Below are 23,329 nucleotides of genomic sequence, written 5' to 3'. Positions count from 1 at the left end.
CGATAGCGAACCGTTTCGACAGGGATTTCATGTGCCTGCGCTTGTGTCTCCCGCTTGGCTCCCGCAGCCAGGGGGCGGGGTGTACAATCGCGTTTCTATCACTCGTTTTTCATGCGAAGGATTATCCGGATGTTGCCGCGTCTCCCCGTCGTCACCCGCTGCCTGACACTTGCCGCATTGTGTGTGGCCGGTCCCGTTGCAGCATTGGAATTGCCTCTACCGCCGCCCGGTGAAGATATTGTCGGTCAGGTGCAGGTGATCAAGGCCAAGTACGAAGACACCTTCGCCGACCTGGGCACTGCTCATGACCTGGGGTATCTGGAGATGGTGGCGGCCAATCCGGGAGTCGACCCCTGGTTGCCGGGGGCGGGGGCCGAGGTCATCTTGCCCACCCGTTTCATCCTGCCTCCCGGGCCCCGTGAGGGCATCGTGATTAACCTGGCGGAGTATCGTCTTTACTACTTCCCCAAGGGGCGGAATGTGGTTTACACCTTCCCGCTGGGCATTGGACGCGAGGGTTGGGGTTCGCCGATCGCTCATACCAGCATTACTGCGAAAACCCCGAATCCAACCTGGACTCCACCGGCGTCGATCCGGGCCGAACATGCTGCCGATGGTGATCCGCTGCCGAGCGTGGTGCCGGCAGGTCCGAATAACCCGCTGGGGCCGTTCAAGTTCACCTTGGGCACGCCTGGTTACCTGATCCACGGTTCGAACAAAAAGTTCGGCATCGGCATGCGTACTAGCCATGGCTGTTTCCGTATGCTCAACAATAACGTGCTGGAAATGGCCGGGATGGTTCCGGTAGGAACTTCCGTGCGTATCATCAACGAGCCGTACAAGTTCGGTATCAGCGGTGGCAAAGTCTATCTGGAAGCGCATACACCTTTGGATGACAAGGGTAATCCTTCAGTGGTCGACAAGCACACTGCGGTGATCAATGCTTTGCTCAAGCGCGAAGATCTGGCCAACAACCTGCGCATGAACTGGGATGTGGTCAGGGATGTAGTGGCGGCCGAAGATGGCTTGCCAGTGGAGATCGCAATACCGACCACGGCGCCTGCAACATCGTTGTCCAGTGCTCCGTTCGATCTGCAGCAGTAAGGGTTAGAACAACAACCCGTCGAGACCTGCCGGTGTCGACGGGTTTTTTATTGTCAGTGGAAAATCCCAGGCAATAAAAAAGCCGATCCAAAAAATGGATCGGCTTGATAACAATCCCGAGGGACTATTACTTGCGGCTAGCTTTTTCCAGCATACGCAGAGCGCGCTCGTTAGCTTCGTCAGCAGTCTGTTGTGCTTTTTGAGCAGCAGCCAGAGCTTCATCAGCTTTACGATAGGCTTCGTCTGCACGAGCCTGAGCACGAGCTGCTGCATCTTCAGTAGCAGTCAGACGAGCTTCGGTTTCTTTGGATACGCTGCTGCAACCGGTAGCCAGAACTGCGGCCAGAGCCAGAGCAGAGAATTTCAGAACGTTGTTCATCGTGTTCCCCTTCAAGGACTTTCTATTAGTAGCTATCACCTCAGAGTGAGGAAATAGCCGGCGTACATACTACCCATTACTTGTAGTAAGTAAACTGACGTAGCGCAAGAAGCAAAAAAAATTCTAGGCGGTGATTCTTTTTCGAGCAACTTTTTAAGCGATTGTATAAAAAACATTCAGCGGCAAGGCTCTGTCAGAGGGTGCTGGTTGTTTGCCAGCATTCTCCAGGCGCTGTTTCAGAGTCTAGGCTAAAGTGGGCCTATATTCTGTCGATGGCACTTTTCTTCAGAATCTGCCCAGCCTTGGCCTATCTTTATCCATCTTGCCGGTGACTTTAAGAAACGGTGCTCGTCTTAAGTTTCAGCATCCGGCGATGTATAGCCTCAACGCATTTTTACACTGGGCCTGACGGTGCTTTCTGCAAGGCTTGCTGAGGGCGTTTTACGTTGATCTGTGACGAGTGTGGCTTGAGCATTTATGCCCAGGGCGCCTACTATTTTGTAACGTGCTCGCGATGTAAGGGGGATGCCTTCTACGGTGGTGTCCGACAGGCACGAGGTGGCGTAAGTTGTTCCTTCGCCGGAAAAACATCGGTAAGGTATGGGTCAGCATTCCAGACCCGCAAGGAGTAGTGATGAGCGAGGCGTTGTCCATCCACCATGACCAGGCTGGTCATCAGTTCGAGACCAATGTGGACGGTCATCGTGCCTACCTGACCTATATGGACCTGGGTAAGCAGACTCTGGATATCTACCGCACCTTCGTGCCCAACGCATTACGTGGGCGCGGCATTGCCGCGGCGTTGACCGAGCAGGCGCTGGAGTACGCCGAGCGTATGGGTTACACAGTGATTCCATCCTGTTCTTATGTAGAACGCTATATGGAACGCCATCAGCGTCACGCAGCAAAGCTCTGATCGGGGCGACCATAAAAAACGCCGGGCTTGGCCCGGCGTTTTTGTGTCTGGCGAAAAGGATCAGCTGCGATCACGTTTCGGCAATACGTCCTTGAGCTTGGCGTGCATGCTGCGCAGGGTTTTCTCGGTGCTTTCCCAGTCGATGCAGGCGTCGGTAATCGATACGCCGTACTGCAGGTCTGACAGGTCCTTCGGAATCGCCTGGCAACCCCAGTTCAGATGACTTTCCACCATCAGACCGATGATCGACTGGTTGCCTTCCAGGATTTGGTTGGCAACGTTTTCCATGACTAGAGGTTGCAGCGCCGGATCCTTGTTGGAGTTGGCATGGCTGCAGTCGATCATGATGTTCGGCTTGATCTTGGCCTTGCTCAGGGCTTGTTCGCAGACAGCGACGCTCACCGAGTCGTAGTTCGGCTTACCGTTGCCGCCACGCAGCACCACGTGGCCGTAGGCGTTGCCTTTGGTGGTTACGATCGATACGCCACCTTGTGGGTTGATCCCCAGGAAGCGATGCGGGCTGGATACCGATTGCAGCGCATTGATCGCCACGGTGAGGCCACCGTCGGTGCCATTCTTGAAGCCCACGGCCGACGACAGGCCGGAAGCCATTTCCCGATGGGTCTGGGATTCAGTGGTGCGTGCACCGATGGCCGACCAACTGATCAGGTCCTGCAGATATTGCGGGGAGATCGGGTCAAGGGCTTCAGTGGCGGTAGGCAGGCCCATTTCAGCCAGGTCCAGCAACAACTGCCGCCCGATATGCAAACCGTCCTGAATCTTGAACGAGTCATCCAGGTAAGGGTCGTTGATCAGGCCTTTCCAGCCAACGGTAGTACGGGGTTTCTCGAAGTACACCCGCATTACCAGATAGAGAGTGTCAGAGACTTCCGCCGCCAGTGCCTTGAGACGTTCAGCGTACTCGTGCGCTGCCTTGATGTCGTGGATCGAGCAGGGCCCAATGACGATAAACAGACGGTGATCAGTGCCGTCGAGGATGTTGCGGATCACTTCGCGACCTTTGGTCACGGTGCGCAAGGCGGTGTCGCTAAGGGGGATGTCTCGCTTGAGTTGATCAGGGGTGATCAGGGTCTCGTTGGAGGCGACGTTAAGGTCGTTGATCGGTAAATCAGCCATCGTGTTACTCGTCAGGTCACGGGTGCCGGCCGCCAGCGATCCCCGCGCGGCGGAGCACAGCGGATTTGAGCGCGTCGGGGAGCGGAACCTTAGCGCGTTACCCGGTGACTCTACAATGGGCAGGCGGCGGTTTTATTGGGCTAAGGCTGCACAAAAGCCTGGTGTACGCGGTCCTCGGAATAGTCCTCTGCGTGCTGCTCGACCCAATTCAGGGCCAGGGCCTCGATGCATTGTTGTTCGCTCTGAGGTTCATGCAGGCGGCAGTATCGGGCGATCTGACACACCTGTTCGCCCATGCGGGCGCCGAACAGCGTTTGTTCATCGACGAAAGCGATCCCCACCAGGTAGCCGCGCTTGCGTTTCAGGCACCAGGCGACATAGCCGTTGTAGCGCGCATTTTCCCCCAGCGTCGGCATATACACCTCTAGTGCGGTGCCGTGGCGCCAGGCGCGGTGGTAATTGCACGCCATGCCACCGAGGCTGATAGTGTGCAACCGCTGACGCGAAATGCAGGCGTATTTACGCAGGGTCAGTTCAACCGGAACATCATCAGGATGAGGCAAAAAACGTCCCATGACCGCAGACTCCGAGTGTCGTCCATTTGACATTGTTTCCCCCAGTATAGTGGTCGAATTGGAACTGACAGACTTCGATATCGACCAGCAATTGCTGGGCCTGGATGGTGTTTCCCTGGTGGTTTTCACCAGCGTTGGCTGTTCCAGTTGCCGTTGGGCGCGGGCGCAACTGCCGGGGCTGGGCTTGCCGGTCGAGCGGTTGTGCTGGGTCGATGCCGCTGACAACGGAGGCGCCGTGGAGCGCTATCAGGTGTTTCACTTGCCGGCCCTGTTTGTGGTGAGCGACGGTGAGTTTTATGGGGCGTTGCAGTCGCGGCTGACGTACAAGGAGCTCACTGAGGGCTTGCGTCAGGCGCTCAATCGAATTCCAGAGGAGTTGCCTTGATGGATGCAGGTCGTAAACCGCGTGTGGGCATTATCGGGACCGGAGCGATCGGAGGTTTTTACGGGGTGATGCTGGCGCGCGCCGGTTTCGACGTGCACTTTCTATTGCGTAGCGAGTTCTCGACGGTGGTGGAGCAGGGGCTGCAGGTCAACAGCGCTCAGTACGGGGCGTTGAGCCTGAAACCGGTGCAGGCATACGCCAGCGCTGAGGAGATGCCGCTTTGTGACTGGCTGCTGGTGGGAGCCAAGACCACCAGCAACCTCCAGTTGGCGCCGGCGATCATTCAGGCGGCGGCGCCTGATGCCAAGGTTCTGTTGCTGCAGAACGGCCTGGACGTTGAAGATGGCCTGCGCGCCGTGCTTCCTGAGTCGCTGCACCTATTGGGTGGCTTGTGCTTTATCTGTGTCCATCGTGCGGGTCCCGGCCAGATCGAGCACCAGGCTCTTGGTGCAGTCAATCTGGGTTACCACAGCGGTCCGGCAAGCGCTGATCCGGTGTTGAGCCAGGCTATTGTCGAAGAAGGGGCGGCGTTGTTTCGTGAGGCCGGGCTTGATTCCAAGGTCATGGGCAACCTGCAGCAGGCGCGTTGGCAGAAGCTGGTGTGGAATGTGCCTTACAACGGTCTGTCGGTGCTGCTCAAGGCCAGCACCACGCCGTTGATGGCCGATCCGTACAGCCGCGAGTTGATTCAGAACCTCATGCAGGAGGTGCTTCTGGGGGCCGCGGCTTGTGGTCATGTCATTCCAGATGCCTACGCACAGCAACTGTTCAAGTCCACCGAGCACATGCCCGACTATTGGCCGAGCATGTACCATGATTTCCTGCATCAGCGTCCTCTGGAGTTGGCAGCCATCTATGCCGCACCTTTGGCGGCAGCCAGGGCCGCTGGCTGTGAGCTGCCGAAAATCCAGGCGCTTTACCAGGCTTTGAGTTTCATCGACCGGCATCACGCTTGAGCTGATTACCTGAAGGGGACGGAACATGGCAAATGGCCTGGATGGCAAGCTGGTGGTGGCGATTTCGTCGCGGGCGTTATTCGATCTGAGCGACAGCCATAAGGTCTATCTGGCCCAGGGTGTCGAGGCTTATAGGCAGTATCAGATCGAACACGAAGAGGAGATCCTCGAACCGGGCGATGCCTTCCCATTGGTGAAGAAACTGCTCAGTCTCAATGCCAGCCTGGGGCGTGCGCGGGTCGAGGTGGTGCTGGTTTCACGCAACAGTGCCGACACTGGCCTGCGGGTGTTCAACTCGATCCAGCATTACGGCCTGGGTATTTCCCGTGCGGCCTTCGTCGGCGGTCGCAGTCCCTATCCCTATCTGGCGGCCTTTGGCAGCGATCTGTTTCTCTCTACCCATGCCGACGATGTGCGCAGTGCTCTGGAGGCCGGGTTTGCCGCCGCGACCATCCTTTCCGGCGGCGCCCGGCGCGCCGCCAATGGCGAGTTGCGCATCGCCTTCGACGGGGACGCCGTGCTGTTTTCCGATGACTCGGAACGGGTCTATCAAACCGGTGGCCTGGAGGCCTTTCAGGCCAGTGAGCAGCAGTCGGCCCGGGAGCCATTGCCGGGCGGACCGTTCAAGGGCTTTCTGGCGGCACTCAATCTGCTTCAGGGCGAGTTTCCCAACGATGCCTGCCCGATTCGCACGGCCTTGGTCACGGCCCGTTCGGCGCCGGCCCATGAACGGGTGATCCGCACCTTGCGCGAGTGGGACATTCGTCTGGACGAGTCCTTGTTTCTGGGCGGCCTGGAGAAAGCCGCCTTTCTTGAAGCCTTCGCCGCCGATGTTTTTTTTGATGATCAGGCCGGTCACTGCGAGTTGGCCCGCGAGGTGGTCGCCACCGGCCACGTGCCCCATGGCATCAGCAACGAAGCCAGGGATTGAGCCCTAAAATCCCAGGCTTGGCGTCGAACCTCCCACAGTTCCAGGCACTGCTAAGCTGAATCAATCTCCGCCATCTTGGCAGTTGAGGAGGTCATATGATTCGTTCGATGCTGTATGCCACCGACCTCGGTCTGTATGCGCCCTTTGTCATGCAGCATGCCTTGGAGCTGGCTCGAACGTTCAATGCCGACTTACATGTAGTGCACGCAGTGGAACCCATGGGGCTATTTGCCGAATCGGTATTGCAGAGCTATCTGGATGAGCAATCCTTGAACGAGTTTCACCGCCAGGGCTTGAGCACGGTAATGGCCAATATCGAGCAGCGGGTGCTGGACAGTTTTCGCGAGGAGTTGGGTGCGGGCATGCAGGACCTGACCTTGATCCAGTCGGTGCGGGTGCTTCAAGGGGACCCATCCCAGGTGATTCTGGATCAGGCGGCGAAACTCTCGGTGGATTTGCTGATCGTAGGAAGTCACAGCCACGGGGGCGGTGCACAAACCCCTTTGGGGCGTACGGCCGCACGGGTTTTACAGCTGGCCAAAGTGCCGGTTTATCTGGTGCCTCTGGTGCAGCGTCGGCGTCAGGGGGATGTCTGAGGGCGGAATGGAAAATTCTGAATAAAAGTTCTAGATTTATTCTCCTGACCATTAATATAGTTATATACCGTCGCTGATACCCGTGGCGTCTACCTGCTTTGAGGGATTGATATGAAGCTTCAACAATTGCGCTACATCTGGGAAGTGGCGCACCACGACCTCAACGTCTCCGCTACCGCCCAAAGCCTTTACACCTCACAACCGGGTATCAGCAAGCAGATCCGTCTGCTCGAAGACGAGCTTGGGGTCGAGGTCTTCGCTCGCAGCGGCAAGCATCTGACCCGTGTGACCCCGGCCGGTGAGCGAATCATCACCACCGCCGGTGAGATCCTGCGCAAGGTCGAAAGCATCAAGCAGATCGCCCAGGAGTTCTCCAACGAGAAGAAGGGCACCCTGTCCATCGCCACCACCCATACCCAGGCACGCTACGCCCTGCCACCGGTGATCAGTAGCTTCATCAAGCAGTACCCCGATGTGGCCCTGCACATGCACCAGGGCTCGCCGATGCAGATCGCTGAGATGGCCGCTGACGGCACTGTGGATTTCGCCATCGCCACCGAGGCGCTGGAGCTGTTCGGTGATCTGGTGATGATGCCGTGCTATCGCTGGAACCGTTGCGTGGTTGTGCCTCAGGGCCACCCGCTGACCAAGCTGCCGAAGCTGACCCTGGAAACCCTGGCCGAATACCCCATCGTTACCTACGTGTTTGGTTTCACTGGCCGTTCCAAGCTCGATGAAGCCTTCAGCCATCGTGGCCTGACGCCAAAAGTGGTGTTCACTGCGGCTGATGCCGACGTGATCAAGACCTATGTGCGCCTGGGGTTGGGAGTGGGTATCGTCGCCAAGATGGCGGTCGACACCAAGCTCGACAATGACCTGGTGGTACTGGACGCCAGCGAGCTGTTCGAGTCGAGCATCACCAAGATCGGTTTCCGTCGCGGTACATTCCTGCGCGGCTTCATGTGCGACTTCATCGAGAAGTTCGCCCCGCACCTGACGCGCGAAGTCATGGCCAAGGCGATTCAATGCCATAACAAGCAGGAACTGGAAGAACTGTTCGACGGCGTCGAACTGCCGGTTCACTGATTTCAGCTAGCGGACCTCGGTGACAGTGAACTGTTGCCGGGTCCCCGCCACCACGATCTCCACCTCGTCGTCCTCGAACTTGCCCATCAGGCTCTTGCCCAGCGGTGACCGCGGGGTGATGACGGTCACCAGTTGCCCCACCACATAAACCTTCAAGCCTGCCCCGTCGGGGCCAAGAAACAGCCATTGTTCGTGGCCGTTTTCATCCTCCAGCCCCAGCAACGCACCGACCTGGATTCCGGCCTGTGGGTCGTAGGATCGCAAACTCAGGTTCTGCCAGAGACTCAATGCCTGACGGATTTCCTCGACCCGCCGAGCCTGGCCGGCCGCCAGGTAGGAGGCTTCCAGCCCCAGGGTGTCGTACTTGTTCTCGGCGATATTCTCTTCGTGAGTGGCGGTTTCGTAGGCGGTTTGCGCAGCGCGCACCGCGACTTCCAGATCCTCTCGGAGCTGTTGCAGAATCAGTTGGCAGACAGACTGTTTATTCATGATCAATTACAGAACTGCAGGACGTTGGCCCGGCTCTTTTCGCTGGGCGCTGTCTGGTCTTGTTGCAACCAGAACTGGCATTTGGGATTGGACAGGTTGCGCGGGTCGGTGCGGGCGTTATCCAGGGATTGCAACTCTTCGTTCTTGCGCAGGTTTTCCTGATACTGCTCGAACAGCCGATTGGGTGGCTCCGGTGCAACCACCGGCGGCTTCGCCAATTGCTGCACGGCTTGCGCTACAGGAGCCAGTTGCTGGCTGAAGAGAAAGTGCGAGGCTAGCCAGCAGGTCAGGGCAATCGCCAGAAAACCCAGCCACAGGCCCAGGGCAATGCTGCTGCTGAGCGCCAGGGCACTGAAGCTGATGCGCAAGGAGCGACGAGCGGGCGGGCGATAAGACATGGTTGCCTCCTGGCGGGCGATAGTGGGCGAGGGCTGATTGTCGCATGAAGATTAATCGAGGTTGGCTCTTCTGCGCAGGAGCATTTATGCGGACAATCGGCGCCTTTGCCAATCGGGGACTGGAATGAAAGCCTCCTGGGATATTTTTTGCAGCGTGGTCGACAACTACGGCGACATCGGCGTGACCTGGCGCCTGGCCCGACAGTTGGTGGCCGAGCATCAATGCACGGTGCGTTTGTGGGTCGATGATCTGCGGGCCTTTGAAAAGATCTGTCCAGAGATCGACTTCCAGCGACTCAGCCAGTATCAGGATGGGGTCGAGGTGCGCCACTGGCCGGCCCAGTGGCAACCTGAAGCTGCAGCCGATGTGGTGATCGCTGCGTTTGCCTGTCAATTGCCCCATGCCTATATGGAGGCCATGGCCGAGCGCCAGCGTGCACCCTTGTGGCTGAATCTGGATTACCTGAGCGCCGAGGACTGGGTCAGCGGCTGCCACGGCCTGCCATCAGTGAAGTTTCGCGGCGTACAGAAGTACTTTTTCTTCCCCGGATTCCAGGCTGGCACGGGCGGCTTGCTGCGCGAAGCCGGATTGCTCGAGCGCCGCCGGCAATTTCAGGCTGATCGCCAGGTCCAGCTGGAGTTTCTTCAAGGACTGGGAGTCACTCCCGCCGCCGGTAGCCGCTTGATGTCACTGTTTGCCTATGAGAACGCCAGTCTTGGTGGTTGGCTGGATGCCTTGGCCCTCGATACGCAACAGACCCATTTGCTGGTGCCCGAAGGGCGCATCCTGGGAGATGTGCAGCGCTGGCTGGGAGACGCGTCGTTGAGTGTGGGCAGCCTGCAGATCCGCCAGTCCCTGACGGTCCAGGTCCTGCCTTTTGTTCGCCAGGAAGATTACGACCGTCTGTTGTGGTGCTGCGATTTCAACGCGGTGCGTGGAGAGGACTCCTTTGTTCGGGCGCAATGGGCCGGTCGGCCGATGCTCTGGCATATCTACCGTCAGGACGAAGACATTCACCTGGACAAGCTCGAGGCCTTTCTCGCCTTGTACACCCGGGCTCTTTCACCTGACGCCCAAGCGGCGGTGCGGGCCCTGTGGCAGGCCTGGAATACCGAGGCGGCGATGACCGACGCCTGGAAAAACCTGCTGCAACACTGGCCCGAAGTTGCCGCGCACGCCGAACAATGGTGTCTGGAACAAGGCTTGCAAGCCGATCTTGCTGCGGCGCTGGTGCAGTTTTACCTAAATTGGATATGATACGCGGCCTAGATTTTTGTAAATCCCATCCAAATTCGGATATTCGCAATGAAAACTGGTAAAGAACTCAAACCCGGTACCGTGATCCGTATCGACAACGATCCTTGGCTGGTTCAGAAAGCTGAATTCACCAAGTCCGGTCGTAACAGCGCGATCATGAAGACCAAGCTGAAGAACCTGCTGACCGGTTACAAGACCGAAACCGTTTACGGTGCGGACGACAAACTGGACGACGTGATCCTGGATCGCAAAGAAGCGACTCTGTCGTTCATCAGCGGTGACACCTACACCTTCATGGACACCACCGACTACACCATGTACGAGCTGAACGCCGAAGACATCGAGGCCGTTCTGCCGTTCATCGAAGAAGGCATGACCGACGTTTGCGAAGCCGTGTTCTTCGAAGACCGTCTGGTTTCCGTTGACCTGCCGACCACCATCGTGCGTCAGGTTGACTACACCGAAGGTTCCGCTCGCGGCGACACTTCGGGCAAGGTGATGAAGCCTGCCAAACTGAAAAACGGTACCGAGCTGAGCGTTGCGGACTTCATCGAAATCGGCGACATGATCGAGATCGATACCCGCGAAGGCGGTTCCTACAAGGGCCGCGCCAAGGTTTAATCCTGGTTCGATCTTGTCGATGAAAAAGCCCGACCTTGAGTCGGGCTTTTTTATGCCTGGCGTTTACTGTTTCAGACGTTCACGTGCAGGCGTACATCAACATTGCCACGGGTGGCGTTGGAGTAGGGGCAGACCTGATGTGCGGCATCCACCAGGCTTTGCGCCTCTACCTGAGCCAGGCCGGGCAGGCTCACATGCAGATCGATATCCAAGCCAAAGCCGCCAGGGATCTGACCGATACCGACATGGGCGGTGATCGAGGCGTTGTCCGGGATCTTGCGCTTGCTCTGGCTGGCAACGAACTTCAGGGCACCGATAAAGCAGGCCGAATAGCCGGCGGCGAACAGCTGTTCCGGGTTGGTCGCCTGCCCACCGGCCCCGCCGAGTTCCTTGGGGGTGGCCAGTTTGACGTCGAGGATGTTGTCACTGGAAACAGCGCGGCCATCACGGCCACCGGTGGCGGTTGCAACTGCGGTGTAGAGAGTTTGCATGGTGAAAGCCTCGTGCTGGGTTGTTTTTGCGCTAATTATTTGCGCGCTAAGTAAGTTCGAAATAAATGTATCGCTCAAATATTTAGTGCACAAGATAAATTTTATGCAAACTATTGCCCGAAGCCCTTTTTCTGGCTCAACTCATTGTTTTTTAACAATATATTTTTTTCTCAAAACCAGCCCTAGCCCCAGCCATAGGCGCTGGCTTGTCGGCGAAGCCTTAGAGACTGTCCTGCAAATGCCCCCGCAGCACCTGCAAATCTTCCTGCAGCTGCCGCAACTGCTCCACTGTCCGACCGCTGGCGCCGAGGATGCACTGTGGGATGTTCCGGGCTTGTTCGCGCATCGCTCGGCCCTGTTCCGTCAGCTCGACAATGACCACTCGCTCATCTTCCCGGCTGCGAGTGCGGCTCAGCAGACCCTCGGCTTCCAGGCGCTTGAGCAAGGGAGTCAGCGAGCCGGGGTCGGTCAGCAGGCGCTGGCTGATTTCGCCGACGGTCAGGCCATCCCGCTCCCAGAGCACCAGCATTGCCAGGTACTGCGGATAGGTCAGCCCCAGTTGCTGCAGCAACGGTTTATAGACCTTGGTCAGTAGCAGCGATGTGGAGTGCAGTGCGAAACACACTTGGTTGTCCAGCAGCAGCTGTTCGCAGGTATCCGGGGTAGAGCGGTCGGTGGTCATCTCGGGGGCCTTGGTCGTTAATGGTCCTGAATCTAGCGGGCGAGTCTTTAATGCACCAGATAAATTTCTTCGACGTCAGTTCATTGCACTCTGCAGTGCCAGGTCCCATGGCGGAACCGGACTGAAGCGACTTTTCAGGTACTCCAACAGCAGGCGGCTACGGGCATTGGGATGCTGCTCCATGCGCAAGGCATAGATACCGGCGGTTTCCGGCTTGGGCAGACCGTTATCACAGAACAACGGCACCAGTTCTCCGCGCAACAGGTACTCACTCACCAGCCAGGTGGGCAAGTGAGCAATTCCCAGCCCAGCCAAGGCTCCCGAAAGCAGGGCTTCGGCATTGTTGGCACTGAGGCGGATGCGTTGTGGGCGATGACTGTGCAGCTGTCCGTCCCGTTCAAAGCGCCAGGCGAACAAGGGTGCCAGGCCATCCCAGTCGAGGCCGTCGTGCTGGCTGAGCTCAGCGGGTTGAGTCGGGGTGCCACGGCTCTTCAGGTAGGACGGACTGGCGCAGGCAATGCGTACGATGCTGGCCAGGGAGGTGGCCACCATCCGGGTATCCACCTGTTGCCCGGCCCGCAGTACCAGGTCCACTTTGCCCAGGTGCGAGCCCTGCATGTCGACGAAGCTGTCGATCAGGTGCAGTTGTACATCCAGGCCGGGATAGAGCACCAGGAAGTCGGCGATCGCCGGTGCCAGATGACGGCGGCCGAAGGCGGCCGGGGCATCGATGCGGATCAGGCCTTCCGGCGCATGGCTCAGGGACACCGCCTCGGCCCGGGCCAGTTGCAGTTCAGCGACAATGCGCCGGGCCCGTTCGGCGAAGGCCAGGCCAGCGGCTGTGGCAACCACGGCATGGGTGGTGCGCATGAACAACGTGGTGCCCACGGCACTTTCCAGGCTGTCGATACGCCGGGCCACGGCAGAGGGCGTCAGTGGATAGCGGCGAGCCGCGGCGGAAAAGCTGCCGGCTTCCAGCACATCGAGAAACAGCCCCAGTTGTTCGGTGAGGGTATTGGGATTCATGGTCAGAGCGCTTATGCGAAAACGGCACAGCCATTGTGCGTTGCTGTGCGTTTCCGTGCCAGGGCCGACTGCGTAGCATGCAGCTCTCAGGTGAGGAGAGCGGCTGTGATCGAGTTAGTGATGTATCTGCTGTTGGGCGCGGCCCTGGGCACTGTGGGTGGTTTGTTCGGTATCGGCGGCGGCTTGATCGCGATTCCCGTGCTGGGGGTGTTGTTCGGCCTGGATCAGCAGATTGCCCAGGGCACTGCACTGGTGATGGTGGTGCCCAATGTGATGCTGGCGCTGTGGCGCTATCACCAGCGCAACCGGATTGAATTGCGCCATGCCTTGCCCCTGGCAGTGATGGGCTTTAGTTTCGCCTGGCTCGGCTCGATCTGGGCGGTGGGCATCGACGCGCAGAAGATGCGTATCGGCTTTGTCGTCTTTCTCCTGGTGCTGTCGGCCTATAACCTGCTGCGCATGTTCATGAGCAGCGCGCCGGCCAGCACGCGGATGCGTTATTCCTGGCCTTGGCTGGGGGTTCTGGGCGCCGCTTCCGGGGCCATGGGCGGGTTGTTCGGCGTAGGCGGAGCGGTAGTGGCCACGCCAGTATTGACCAGCGTCTTTGGTACCACCCAGGTGGTGGCACAAGGGCTGTCCCTGGCCCTGGCGTTGCCGAGCACCGGCGTGACCCTGGTGACCTACGGTGTCCATCATCAAGTGGACTGGATGATCGGTCTGCCGTTGGCGGTCGGCGGCCTGTTGAGCATCAGCTGGGGAGTGAAGGTGGCTCATGCTTTGCCCGAGCGCCTGCTGCGGGCGCTGTTCTGCGGTTTCCTGGTGGTGTGCGCGGTGATGCTGGCCTTTAAAGTTTGAAGCCTTCGACAATGTGCTCCGCCAGGCACTCGGTGATGGGCGAGGGCGTATTGAGGTTGCGCAGCAGCATGATGCTCGCCTCCGGCAATTGGGGCAGCCCCTCAGCCTCGCCGAGAATGCGCAGGTCCGGTGTGATCAGGCTTTCCAGTTGCGCGGTGATTGCCAGCCCGGCACTGACCACGGCCATCAACGCCGCCAGGCTCGAGCTGTTGTAGGCAATCCGGTAGTCGAGTCCGGCGGCGTCCAGGGCGTTGCAGGCCCAGAGTCTGCAAAAGCAGTCGCTGTTGAACATCGCCAGGGGCAATGGCGATTGCTCGTGGGGATTGAAGCCCTGGGCCACGGCCCAGACGAAGCGCTCCTTGCGCAGCAGTTGGCCGATCTCGCTGCCCGGCTCGCGGGTGACGATGGACAGATCCAGATCCTGGCGTTGCAGCAACTGTTTGCTGGATTCGCAATGCACCTCGATCTGGATCAGCGGGTAGCTTTGGGCAAAGCGCGACAGGATTCCCGGTAGAAAGCGCATCACATAATCATCCGGAGTGCCGATGCGAACCAGGCCCACCATGTGCGGTTCGCGCAAGGTATTGAACACTTCACTGTGCAGTTTCAGGATGCGTCGGGCGTAGCCCAGCAGCACCTGGCCTTCGGCGGTGAGCTTGACCTGGCGCCCGTCGCGCTGGAACAACTGGCGTTGCAGCACATCTTCTTCCAGGCGTTTCATCTGCATGCTCACCGCCGACTGGGTGCGATTGACCCGTTCGCCGGCCCGGGTAAAACCGCCTTCATCGGCGATGGCGACAAAGGTGCGCAGGACTTCGGTGTCGATGCTGGGGAACTGGGACATTCCATCAAATCCTGAGATGAATGGCATAAGAAACATTCGTTGGATTGATCTTAATCCTAAGCAGAGACTGGCGTCATCCCCACTGGAGGGCAAGATGATGAAAGGTCAAAAGGGTTATGTGCTGGTCCACAAGCTGTCGTTTCAGGCGCTGTCATTGAGCGGCTTATGGCGCAGGGTCATGCGCTGGTATGAGCTTGGGCGTGAGCGCCGGATGCTCGCCGGGCTGAGCGATGAGGCGTTGAAGGACCTGGGCCTGACGCGGGCCGATGTCGAGCATGAGCGGGTCCGCCCGTTCTGGGACGACCCGATGCATAAATAGCGGCAAGAGTGCTACACAAGCCGCTTCCCGGTGCGCTAGCGTGCGGGCAGACAAGGAGAACTCCCATGCCCGCACAATGCTCTTTCTCTCTCAAGCAGGCTCGACGTCTGGCGCTGGCCGCCCAGGGTTTCGGCGGGCGCCAGCCGTCGGCAACGATCAAGGCCGCACGCCTCAATCAGCAGATAGAACGCCTGGGCCTGTTGCAGATCGATTCGGTCAACGCCTTGGTGCGGGCCCATTACCTGCCGCTGTTTTCCCGCCTGGGCAGTTATCCACAGGCGTTGCTCGATCAGGCCGCCTGGAGTCAGGGCCGGCAACGCACGTTGTTTGAATACTGGGGGCATGAGGCGTCGTTGCTACCCATGTCCATGTACCCGCTGATGCGCTGGCGGATGCAGCGGGCAAAACAAGGGCAGGGTATCTACTCCCAGTTGACGCGCTTTGGTCAGGAGCGCCAGGCCACTGTCCGTCGGGTAATGGCCGCAGTTGAAGAGCAGGGCGCGCTAGGCGCCGGCAGCCTGTCCACCCGTGAGGAGCGTGCCGGGCCCTGGTGGGATTGGAGCGAAGAAAAGCATGCGTTGGAATGGCTGTTCGCGGCCGGTGAGGTAACGGTGGCGGGGCGCCGCGGCTTCGAGCGCCTGTACGATTTGCCGGAGCGGGTGATCGCGCCGCAGATCCTTCGGCAACCGCTGCTGGATGAGGCTCAGGCCCAGCGTCGCCTGATGCTGCATGGCGCAACCGCTCTGGGTGTGGCCACGGAAAAGGACCTTCGGGATTATTTTCGTCTCGATCCAGGCGACAGCCGTGCACGACTCGCCGAGCTGGTGGAGTCCGGCGAGTTGCTGGCCTGCGAGGTTCAGGGTTGGCGTCAGCCGGCCTATTGCCTGCCGCAGGTCAAGGTGCCGCGCAAGGTCGAGGCCAGTGCGCTGTTGTCACCGTTCGATTCACTGATCTGGGAGCGCAGCCGCACTGAGCGACTGTTCGATTTCCGCTATCGGCTGGAGATCTATACGCCCCGGCACAAGCGGGTCTATGGCTATTACGTGCTGCCGTTCTTGCACAACGAGCGGATCGTCGCTCGGGTCGATTTGCGGGCGGAGCGAGCTCAGGGGCGTTTGGCGGTGCATGGGGTGCATGAAGAGCAGCCCGGTCTGGACGAAGAGGGCATCCGGGCATTGGCCGTGCAATTGCGCAAGATGGCCGATTGGCTGGGATTGGAGCAGATTCAGCTCAATTGCCAGCGTGATGCTGCGCGACATCTGCGTGAGGTGCTGGAGTGAAGCGCTTCGCGGGCAAGCCCGTTCCTACAGTGGCCTTGCAGGAGCGGGTTTGTCCGCGACAGCGCTTTTAGCGTTTGACCTGCTTCAAGGTCTCGGCAATCAGGAAGGCCAGTTCCAGCGACTGATCGGCATTCATTCGTGGATCGCAATGGGTGTGATAGCGATCCGATAGGCCGTCTTCGGTAATGGGCCGTGCGCCGCCGATGCACTCGGTGACGTTCTGACCGGTCATCTCGATATGAATGCCGCCGGCATAGCTGCCTTCGGCCTGGTGCACCTGGAAGAACTCCTTGACCTCGGTGAGGATCTGCGCGAAATCCCGAGTCTTGTAGCCGCTGCTGGCCTTGATGGTGTTGCCGTGCATCGGGTCCGAACTCCAGAGCACCTGCTTGCCTTCGCTTTCTACCGCACGGATCAGTTGCGGCAGATGGTCGCCGACCTTGTGGGCGCCCATGCGCACGATCAGGTTGAGGCGCCCGGGATCGTTGTCCGGGTTGAGGATGTCGATCAAGCGGATCAGTTCCTCGGTGTTCATGCTCGGGCCGACCTTGACCCCGATCGGGTTGTTCACGCCCCGCAGGAACTCCACGTGGGCACCGTCGAGTTGGCGAGTGCGGTCGCCGATCCACAGCATGTGCGCCGAGCAATCGTAATAGTCGTTGGTCAGGCTGTCGCGGCGGACAAAGGCCTCTTCGTAATTGAGCAGCAGCGCTTCGTGGGCGGTGAAGAAGCTGGTCTCGCGCAGTTGCGGCGAGCTGTCCATGCCGCAGGCACGCATGAAGGCCAGGGTTTCATCGATGCGGTCCGCGAGCTGGCTGTATTTCTCGGCCAGAGCCGAGTTGGCGATGAAGTCCAGGTTCCACTTGTGCACCTGGTGCAGGTCGGCAAAGCCGCCCTGGGCGAAGGCCCGCAACAGGTTCAGGGTGGCTGTGGCCTGGTGGTAGGACTGCAGCAGGCGGTCCGGGTCCGGTATCCGGCTTTTTGCATCAAAGCCGATGCCGTTGACGATGTCGCCGCGATAGGCCGGCAAGGTCACGCCATTGATGGTTTCGTCGTTGGCCGAGCGCGGCTTGGCGAACTGACCGGCCATGCGTCCGACCTTGACCACCGGGCAGCCGGCGGCAAAAGTCATGACAATGGCCATCTGCAGCAGCACCTTGAAGGTGTCGCGGATCTTCGCGGCGGAGAACTCAGCGAAGCTTTCGGCACAGTCGCCGCCCTGCAGCAGGAAGGCGCGGCCCTGGGTCACTTCGGCAAACTGGCGGCGCAACTCCCGGGCTTCACCGGCAAACACCAGCGGTGGATAACTGGCCAGGGTTTGCTCGACCTGCAGCAGATGCGCAGCGTCGGGGTACTGGGGTTGTTGCTGGATCGGCAAGGCGCGCCAGCTGTCGGGGCTCCAGGGTTGGCTCATCGCGGACTCGAGTGCGTTACGGTGGGAGGGGCATGTTAGCAGCAAATTAGTGCGTGACCTGCTCCTCTCGCTTGGCCGACAATCGCGCCTTTCCCGCTCGCTGCCGAGCGGTTGGTTTATCGCGCCGGCCCGATTGCGAGCCCCGCGACTAGGAGATGAAATGACTGAGGAGCGCGTCGAGCGTGTGCTCGCCGAGGTTCATGACCAGTTCGGCATGATTCGGGTATTGGAAGTGGCGGACTACCGCTTCCTCGAATTTGGCGACGCCATCGAGCAAAGCTGCGTGTTCACCGCCGACCCCAGCTGGCTGGAGTACGACTACACCCGGGCCATGCTGATCGGTGCCCTGTGTCATGAGGCGCCGGAGAGCGCACTGTTTCTCGGCCTGGGCGCCGGGACCCTGACCCAGGCCTGCCTGAAGTTCCTGCCCCTGGAAGACGTCGAAGCCATCGAACTGCGCCCGGATGTTCCACGCCTGGCCATCGAGTACCTGGGCCTGGACGATGATCCGCGTCTTTATATAAGAGTGGGTGACGCCCTGGAGTTGCTGGACAGTGCCGAATCCGCTGACCTGATCTTCGTCGACCTGTACACCGATGTCGGCCCGGGCGTCGGTCATCTGGCCTGGGGCTTCCTGGAAAACTGCCAGAAGCGCCTCAATCCCGGAGGTTGGCTGGTGATCAACCAGTGGGCTACCGATGACGGCAAGCCTCTGGGCGCAGCCTTGTTGCGTGGCCTTTATCACCGCCACTACTGGGAGCTGCCGGTGAAGGAGGGCAATGTGATTCTGATCGTGCCATCCGACCTGGAGCAGGACCTGGATCTGCCGAGCCTGACCGCCCGGGCTGAAGCCCTGGCCCCGCGCCTGGGCTATTCCCTGCAGTCGCTGATCAAGGCCATTCGTCCCGCCACCTGATACTTGCGCAGGAGCCGGTTTATCGGCGAGGACGATCTGCCGGCCTCCTGGATCAGCAACCCTTGAACACCCCCGGTCGCCTCTCGATCATCGCCCGCACGCCTTCCTTGGCGTCCTCACTGTTCATCAGTTTGTGTATCAGCGGTGGCAAGCCCTGAGCGGCCAGCGTCTCGCCTTCTAGCCTGGCCTGGCGCGCCGACATCAGCGTCGCCTGCACCCCCAGCGGCGCCTGTCGGGCAATCCGCTCGGCCAGTTCAATGGCCCGGGGCAGCAGGTCCTCACTGGCCATCACTTCCTGGACCAGCCCCAGGCGCAGGGCTTCATGGGCATCGAACTCGTCACCGGTCAGTAACCAGCGCATGGCATTGCCCCAGCCGGCCAGTTGATGCAAGCGCAGGGTTGCGCCGCCGAAGGGAAAGATGCCGCGCTGCACTTCCATCTGGGCAAAGCGCGTATTGCTGGCGCAGAGGTTGATGTCCGCCGCCAGCATCAACTCGATGCCGATGGTCAGGCAGTAACCCTGTACAGCGACTATCACGGGCTTGCTTACCCGTGGTCCGGCGAACACGCCCCAGGGGTCGCAGCCGCCGGGCGGTGCCTGCCAGCCCTGAGCCAGGGCAGCGCCGACATTGGCCAGGTCCAGCCCTGCGGTAAAGTGTTCGCCGTGGCCGAACACCACGGCGATCCGCGCTTGGCTGCTGGCTTCGAACTCGCCATAGGCCAGGCTCAGCTGGTTGAGCAGCTCCAGATCGAAGGCATTGCGCTTGGCGACCCGGTCCAGGCCGATCAGGAATAGATGATCGCGCAGTTCGCGGCTGACACGGCTGGCACTGGGCTGATTCATGGGCGCGATCCTCAAGGGGGGGAAGAGGGAATGGGCAAGACGGCTTTCAAGCACCAGGGTGAATCGTTTTAGCGGTGGCGACCAACAACGGCGGGCTCAAGCAAAATAGCGCGCCCTTCGAGTCTGCGCAAAGCCCGTGACCATCGGGCGTTCAGCGGATTTTTCCGATAAAAAAAACTCCCTTTTTTGAGTAATTCCGGTATAGTGCGCGCCGGCCTTTAGCCGGGCCACGTTTAGGTAATGCAATTCCCCGAAGTCAGCTTCGGCTGCTTGTCCGCTGCGCGGACTATCCTTGACGATCCATTCATCCAATCGTTTTCGCAAATCCCCGCCGACAAAGCTGCCAGGGTGACTCTTGAGTCTTACACGGCATGCGCAGCTTTGGAGCATGGGTCTTTGCGGATGCACTTAGAGGCAGACCCATGACCCAGGAAATCGGCGGCTTCGCCGCTCTTGAACTTCATCCCAATATTGTCGCTGCAGTAGTCGCTACCGGCTATGAAGAGCCTTCGGCTATTCAGCAGCAGTCGATCCCGATCATCCTTGCCGGTCACGATATGATTGGTCAGGCGCAAACCGGTACCGGTAAAACCGCTGCCTTTGCCCTGCCTATCCTGCACCGCATTGATCCGTCCAAGCGCGAGCCGCAAGCTCTGATCCTGGCCCCAACCCGTGAGTTGGCGCTGCAAGTTGCAACCGCTTTCGAAACCTACGCCAAGCAAATGCCGGGCGTGACTGTTGTGGCCGTCTACGGCGGTGCGCCGATGGGCCCACAACTGAAAGCAATCCGTAATGGCGCACAGATCGTTGTCGCCACTCCGGGCCGTCTGTGCGACCACCTGCGTCGCGACGAAAAAGTGTTGGCCACCGTGAACCACCTGGTTCTCGACGAAGCCGACGAAATGCTCAAGCTGGGCTTCATGGATGACCTGGAAGTCATCTTCAAGGCCATGCCTGAGTCCCGCCAGACCGTGCTGTTCTCGGCTACCCTGCCGCAGTCGATCCGGGCCATTGCCGAGCGCCACCTGAAGGACCCGAAACACGTCAAGATCCAGAGCAAGACCCAGACCGTCACCGCGATCGAGCAGGCTCACCTGCTGGTTCACGCTGACCAGAAGACCTCTGCTGTTCTGAGCCTGCTGGAAGTTGAAGATTTCGACGCCCTGATCATGTTCGTGCGCACCAAGCAAGCGACCCTGGACCTGGCCAGTGCCCTGGAAGCCAAAGGCTACAAAGCCGCTGCGCTGAACGGTGACATCGCCCAGAACCAGCGTGAGCGCGTGATCGACTCCCTCAAGGATGGCCGTCTGGACATCGTTGTGGCCACCGACGTCGCCGCTCGTGGTCTGGACGTACCGCGTATCACCCACGTATTCAACGTGGACATGCCGTACGATCCGGAATCCTACGTGCACCGTATCGGCCGTACCGGCCGTGCCGGTCGCGAAGGCCGCGCGCTGCTGCTGGTGACTCCGCGTGAGCGCCGCATGCTGCAAGTGATCGAGCGTGTGACCGGTCAGAAAGTTGCCGAAGTTCGCCTGCCGGACGCCCAAGCTGTTCTTGATGCGCGCATCAAGAAACTGACCAACAGCCTGTCGCCGCTGGTAGCTGATGCTGAAGCCACCCACGGTGAGCTGCTGGATCGCCTGACTGCCGATATCGGTTGCAGCCCGCGCGCCCTGGCCGCGGCCCTGCTGCGCAAGGCCACCAACGGTCAAGCGCTGAACCTGGCAGCCATCGAGAAAGAGCGTCCACTGGTGCCCAACAGCGCGCCACGTGGTGATCGTCCTGAGCGTTCCGGCGATCGTCCTGATCGTGGTGACCGTGAGCGTCGCGCGCCAATGCCTCTGGGCGAAGGCCGTGCTCGCTGCCGTACCGCGCTGGGTGCCCGTGACGGTATCGCTGCCAAGAACCTCTTGGGCGCGATCCTCAACGAAGGCGGCCTGGCCCGTGAAGCCATCGGTCGCATCCAGGTGCGTGACAGCTTCAGTCTGGTCGAGCTGCCGGAAGACGGTCTCGACCGTCTGCTGACCAAGCTCAAGGACACTCGCGTTGCCGGCAAGCAGCTGAAGCTGCGTCGCTACCGCGAAGATTGATCCGCCCTCGGGCTGATTGATCAGGCATAAAAAATCCCCGACTGGTTCGGGGATTTTTTTTGCCTGGAGTTTGGGTCGGGACTGTTCGCCGGCAAGCCGGTTCCTGCGGGGTTGTGTAGCAGTCTTGCCGTTGAGGCGTCAGCCAAAGCGGTAGATGTCCATGCCCAGGGCGCCCAGGGTGAAGCCCTGGTGGGCCACGCTGAATTCGCCACCGGCGCCTCGGGCGAAGTACAGCGGTAGCAGGTGTTCATCGCTGGGATGGCTGCGCACGGCATTCGGTGCTTGCTGCCGATAGTCATGTAGGGCTGCTTCGTCGTCGGTCGCCAGTTTTTCGATCATCCAGTCACGAAAGGCCTTGGCCCAGGGCTCGACGCTTTCCGGCCCGGCGTGCCAGTCCAGTTCCCGCAGGTTGTGGGTAATGCTGCCGGAACCGATCAGCAGCACGCCTTGTTTCCTCAGGTTCGCCAAGGCATGACCGATGCGGGTCTGCAGGGCGGGGCCCTGGCGACTGGGCAGTGACAACTGGATCACCGGAATGTCTGCTTGTGGATACATCAGCGACAGTGGCACCCAGGCGCCGTGGTCGAAAGGCCGCTGGTTGTCCAACTGCGCCGGCAGGCCGTCGGCCTTGAGCAACTCCATCACTTGCGCTGCCAGTTCAGGATCGCCGGGAGCCGGGTATTGCACGGCAAACAGTGCGGCAGGAAAGCCGCCGAAGTCATGCCAGGTTTCCGGATGAGGGTGGGAGCTGACCCGCAGATCCTGGCTTTCCCAATGGGCTGAAACCACCAGGATCGCCTTGGGGCGTGGCAGCTGTGCCGCCAGGTTGGCCAGGGCAGGACCGCTGGCACCGGGCTCCAGGGCCAGCATGGGAGAACCGTGGGAGATAAACAGGCTGGGGAGCATGAGAAGGTCCTGAAGGTTAAGATGCGCCATCTTCAATCAGATCATTGATCTAAATCTAATATAAGTTTTAGGGCTATTTGATCGAATTTTAAGGACTTCTCATGCACGCGGACTTTTGGCAAAAACGCTGGGAGCAGGATCAGATCGGTTTTCACCTGGCAGAGGTCAACCCCTACCTGCAACGGTACTGGCCGGGTTTGGGCTTGCCCACGGACGCGCGGGTGCTAGTGCCTCTGTGCGGCAAGAGCCTGGACTTGATCTGGCTTGCCAACCAGGGTTTTCAGGTTCTGGGCATCGAGTTGGCGGAGAAGGCCGTTGAAGACTTCTTTCGCGAGCACAATCTAGAACCGCAGCTCAGCCAGCGAGGTGGCTTCAAGGTCTATGCCCATGGTCCGATCCAGCTCTGGTGCGGTGACTTCTTTGCCCTGACTGTCGAGGACGTTGCGGGTTGTACTGCACTGTACGACCGTGCCGCGATGATCGCCTTGCCCCCCGAAATGCGTCAGCGCTACGCCGCGCACCTCAATAGTCTGTTGCCCGCGGGCAGTAAGGGACTGTTGATTGCCATGGATTACGATCAGTCTCAGCTGGACGGTCCGCCATTTGCGGTGCTCGACGATGAAGTCCGTGAGCGACTGGGGAGTGCCTGGCAGCTGGAGGTAGAGGTTGAGCGTGACATTCTGGGGGAGAGCTGGAAGTTTCTCCAGAATGGAGTCACGCGGCTGGTGGAGCGAGTCTATCGTCTGGAAAAGCAGGGCGGACGCTGACAGGTGTTTTCCCGCAGCATGCAAAAGGGCGACTTGCGTCGCCCTTTTGGGTGTTTCC

At 59.8% G+C, this 23,329-nt stretch carries 27 protein-coding genes and 1 pseudogene; 15 read left to right on the top strand and 13 right to left on the bottom strand.

Annotation, left to right across the window (positions count from 1 at the left end; translation table 11 throughout):
- Nucleotides 1-129 precede the first annotated feature (129 nt).
- Entirely contained in the window at nt 130-1,104 is a 975-nt protein-coding gene (locus PQT43_RS06075) for a L,D-transpeptidase family protein (RefSeq protein WP_253085232.1), read from the top strand.
- A gap of 127 nt (nt 1,105-1,231) precedes the next feature.
- On the opposite strand, the gene oprI is transcribed toward PQT43_RS06075, so the two are convergent.
- Nucleotides 1,232-1,483, bottom strand: a complete 252-nt coding sequence (gene oprI, locus PQT43_RS06070) for an outer membrane lipoprotei OprI (protein WP_003448337.1) — start codon at nt 1,481-1,483, stop codon at nt 1,232-1,234.
- Between the two features lie 634 nt (nt 1,484-2,117).
- On the opposite strand from oprI, the gene PQT43_RS06065 reads away from it, so the two are divergent.
- Nucleotides 2,118-2,399, top strand: coding sequence for a GNAT family N-acetyltransferase (locus PQT43_RS06065; RefSeq protein WP_011062548.1), 282 nt, complete (start codon nt 2,118-2,120; stop codon nt 2,397-2,399).
- A gap of 60 nt (nt 2,400-2,459) precedes the next feature.
- Here PQT43_RS06065 and PQT43_RS06060 read toward each other — a convergent pair whose 3' ends face one another.
- Nucleotides 2,460-3,536 (bottom strand): 3-deoxy-7-phosphoheptulonate synthase, encoded by a 1,077-nt coding sequence (locus tag PQT43_RS06060; protein ID WP_016967428.1) that lies wholly within the window; start codon nt 3,534-3,536, stop codon nt 2,460-2,462.
- Nucleotides 3,537-3,676: 140 nt separating this feature from the next.
- Complete coding sequence (locus PQT43_RS06055) at nt 3,677-4,111, bottom strand: PilZ domain-containing protein (RefSeq protein WP_102860889.1); 435 nt, start codon at nt 4,109-4,111, stop codon at nt 3,677-3,679.
- On the opposite strand from PQT43_RS06055, the gene PQT43_RS06050 reads away from it, so the two are divergent.
- The 5 genes from PQT43_RS06050 to cysB all read left to right on the top strand — a co-directional run bounded on the left by PQT43_RS06050 (nt 4,110) and on the right by cysB (nt 8,065).
- A complete protein-coding gene (locus tag PQT43_RS06050; RefSeq protein WP_102880446.1) occupies nt 4,110-4,496 on the top strand; it encodes a thioredoxin in 387 nt (128 codons plus the stop codon). The genes PQT43_RS06055 and PQT43_RS06050 overlap by 2 nt on opposite strands.
- Nucleotides 4,496-5,452 (top strand): putative 2-dehydropantoate 2-reductase, encoded by a 957-nt coding sequence (locus PQT43_RS06045; protein ID WP_253085233.1) that lies wholly within the window; start codon nt 4,496-4,498, stop codon nt 5,450-5,452. Before PQT43_RS06050 ends, PQT43_RS06045 begins: the two co-directional genes overlap by 1 nt.
- Nucleotides 5,453-5,477: 25 nt before the next feature.
- Nucleotides 5,478-6,383 (top strand): 5'-nucleotidase, encoded by a 906-nt coding sequence (locus PQT43_RS06040; RefSeq protein WP_102860892.1) that lies wholly within the window; start codon nt 5,478-5,480, stop codon nt 6,381-6,383.
- 95 nt (nt 6,384-6,478) lie between these two features.
- Nucleotides 6,479-6,979: a universal stress protein gene (locus PQT43_RS06035; protein WP_267268698.1), complete on the top strand. Its 501-nt coding sequence runs from the start codon at nt 6,479-6,481 to the stop codon at nt 6,977-6,979.
- A gap of 111 nt (nt 6,980-7,090) precedes the next feature.
- The gene (cysB, locus tag PQT43_RS06030; protein WP_102860894.1) at nt 7,091-8,065 is read left to right on the top strand and encodes an HTH-type transcriptional regulator CysB; all 975 of its coding nucleotides are present in this window, start codon (nt 7,091-7,093) and stop codon (nt 8,063-8,065) included.
- A gap of 6 nt (nt 8,066-8,071) precedes the next feature.
- Here cysB and PQT43_RS06025 read toward each other — a convergent pair whose 3' ends face one another.
- Both PQT43_RS06025 and PQT43_RS06020 read right to left on the bottom strand, forming a co-directional pair.
- Entirely contained in the window at nt 8,072-8,554 is a 483-nt protein-coding gene (locus tag PQT43_RS06025) for a GreA/GreB family elongation factor (RefSeq protein ID WP_102860895.1), read from the bottom strand.
- Nucleotides 8,555-8,556: 2 nt separating this feature from the next.
- Nucleotides 8,557-8,952, bottom strand: coding sequence for a hypothetical protein (locus PQT43_RS06020; RefSeq protein ID WP_272753609.1), 396 nt, complete (start codon nt 8,950-8,952; stop codon nt 8,557-8,559).
- A 124-nt stretch (nt 8,953-9,076) separates the two neighbouring features.
- Here PQT43_RS06020 and earP point away from each other — a divergent pair, with 124 nt between their 5' ends.
- On the top strand, nt 9,077-10,210 hold the full coding sequence (gene earP, locus PQT43_RS06015; protein ID WP_272753608.1) for an elongation factor P maturation arginine rhamnosyltransferase EarP: 1,134 nt from the start codon (nt 9,077-9,079) through the stop codon (nt 10,208-10,210).
- 48 nt (nt 10,211-10,258) lie between these two features.
- Nucleotides 10,259-10,831, top strand: a complete 573-nt coding sequence (locus PQT43_RS06010; RefSeq protein WP_007931398.1) for an elongation factor P — start codon at nt 10,259-10,261, stop codon at nt 10,829-10,831.
- A gap of 71 nt (nt 10,832-10,902) precedes the next feature.
- Here PQT43_RS06010 and PQT43_RS06005 read toward each other — a convergent pair whose 3' ends face one another.
- The 3 genes from PQT43_RS06005 to PQT43_RS05995 form a co-directional block, all read right to left on the bottom strand.
- The gene (locus PQT43_RS06005) at nt 10,903-11,322 is read right to left on the bottom strand and encodes an organic hydroperoxide resistance protein (protein ID WP_253085236.1); all 420 of its coding nucleotides are present in this window, start codon (nt 11,320-11,322) and stop codon (nt 10,903-10,905) included.
- Nucleotides 11,323-11,542: 220 nt separating this feature from the next.
- On the bottom strand, nt 11,543-12,004 hold the full coding sequence (locus PQT43_RS06000) for a MarR family winged helix-turn-helix transcriptional regulator (RefSeq protein ID WP_110594570.1): 462 nt from the start codon (nt 12,002-12,004) through the stop codon (nt 11,543-11,545).
- A 75-nt stretch (nt 12,005-12,079) separates the two neighbouring features.
- Complete coding sequence (locus PQT43_RS05995; RefSeq protein WP_213665767.1) at nt 12,080-13,030, bottom strand: LysR family transcriptional regulator; 951 nt, start codon at nt 13,028-13,030, stop codon at nt 12,080-12,082.
- Between the two features lie 105 nt (nt 13,031-13,135).
- Here PQT43_RS05995 and PQT43_RS05990 point away from each other — a divergent pair, with 105 nt between their 5' ends.
- The gene (locus tag PQT43_RS05990) at nt 13,136-13,885 is read left to right on the top strand and encodes a sulfite exporter TauE/SafE family protein (protein ID WP_170002752.1); all 750 of its coding nucleotides are present in this window, start codon (nt 13,136-13,138) and stop codon (nt 13,883-13,885) included.
- Here the strand turns inward: PQT43_RS05990 and PQT43_RS05985 are convergent.
- Nucleotides 13,875-14,729 carry a LysR substrate-binding domain-containing protein gene (locus PQT43_RS05985; RefSeq protein ID WP_267268695.1) on the bottom strand — a complete coding sequence of 285 codons (855 nt, stop codon included), beginning with the start codon at nt 14,727-14,729 and terminating at the stop codon, nt 13,875-13,877. The genes PQT43_RS05990 and PQT43_RS05985 overlap by 11 nt on opposite strands.
- A 97-nt stretch (nt 14,730-14,826) precedes the next feature.
- Here PQT43_RS05985 and PQT43_RS05980 point away from each other — a divergent pair, with 97 nt between their 5' ends.
- Together PQT43_RS05980 and PQT43_RS05975 are read left to right on the top strand one after the other, a co-directional pair.
- Nucleotides 14,827-15,048 carry a DUF1127 domain-containing protein gene (locus tag PQT43_RS05980; RefSeq protein WP_102861006.1) on the top strand — a complete coding sequence of 74 codons (222 nt, stop codon included), beginning with the start codon at nt 14,827-14,829 and terminating at the stop codon, nt 15,046-15,048.
- A 65-nt stretch (nt 15,049-15,113) separates the two neighbouring features.
- Nucleotides 15,114-16,328 (top strand): winged helix-turn-helix domain-containing protein, encoded by a 1,215-nt coding sequence (locus tag PQT43_RS05975; protein ID WP_253085238.1) that lies wholly within the window; start codon nt 15,114-15,116, stop codon nt 16,326-16,328.
- 67 nt (nt 16,329-16,395) lie between these two features.
- Here the strand turns inward: PQT43_RS05975 and PQT43_RS05970 are convergent, their stop codons facing one another.
- Complete coding sequence (locus PQT43_RS05970; RefSeq protein WP_102860904.1) at nt 16,396-17,742, bottom strand: class II 3-deoxy-7-phosphoheptulonate synthase; 1,347 nt, start codon at nt 17,740-17,742, stop codon at nt 16,396-16,398.
- Nucleotides 17,743-17,902: 160 nt separating this feature from the next.
- Between PQT43_RS05970 and PQT43_RS05965 the strand changes: the two genes are divergently transcribed.
- A complete protein-coding gene (locus PQT43_RS05965; RefSeq protein WP_102860905.1) occupies nt 17,903-18,658 on the top strand; it encodes a spermidine synthase in 756 nt (251 codons plus the stop codon).
- 52 nt (nt 18,659-18,710) lie between these two features.
- Here PQT43_RS05965 and PQT43_RS05960 read toward each other — a convergent pair whose 3' ends face one another.
- Complete coding sequence (locus PQT43_RS05960; protein ID WP_267268694.1) at nt 18,711-19,502, bottom strand: crotonase/enoyl-CoA hydratase family protein; 792 nt, start codon at nt 19,500-19,502, stop codon at nt 18,711-18,713.
- 96 nt (nt 19,503-19,598) lie between these two features.
- The gene (locus PQT43_RS05955; RefSeq protein ID WP_162884077.1) at nt 19,599-19,814 is read right to left on the bottom strand and encodes a hypothetical protein; all 216 of its coding nucleotides are present in this window, start codon (nt 19,812-19,814) and stop codon (nt 19,599-19,601) included.
- Nucleotides 19,815-19,890: 76 nt separating this feature from the next.
- Here PQT43_RS05955 and PQT43_RS05950 point away from each other — a divergent pair.
- Nucleotides 19,891-21,598: pseudogene (locus PQT43_RS05950) on the top strand (DEAD/DEAH box helicase).
- A 138-nt stretch (nt 21,599-21,736) separates the two neighbouring features.
- Here PQT43_RS05950 and PQT43_RS05945 read toward each other — a convergent pair.
- Nucleotides 21,737-22,504, bottom strand: coding sequence for a DODA-type extradiol aromatic ring-opening family dioxygenase (locus PQT43_RS05945; RefSeq protein ID WP_253085240.1), 768 nt, complete (start codon nt 22,502-22,504; stop codon nt 21,737-21,739).
- 101 nt (nt 22,505-22,605) lie between these two features.
- Here PQT43_RS05945 and PQT43_RS05940 point away from each other — a divergent pair, with 101 nt between their 5' ends.
- Nucleotides 22,606-23,271 carry a thiopurine S-methyltransferase gene (locus tag PQT43_RS05940; RefSeq protein WP_170002748.1) on the top strand — a complete coding sequence of 222 codons (666 nt, stop codon included), beginning with the start codon at nt 22,606-22,608 and terminating at the stop codon, nt 23,269-23,271.
- Nucleotides 23,272-23,329 lie beyond the last annotated feature (58 nt).

It is taken from the genome of Pseudomonas sp. BLCC-B112, assembly GCF_028550695.1.
Lineage (GTDB): Bacteria > Pseudomonadota > Gammaproteobacteria > Pseudomonadales > Pseudomonadaceae > Aquipseudomonas > Aquipseudomonas danubii.
The sequence above is the reverse complement of the archived record's forward strand: the minus strand, read 5'-3'. Positions and strand labels throughout refer to the sequence as shown.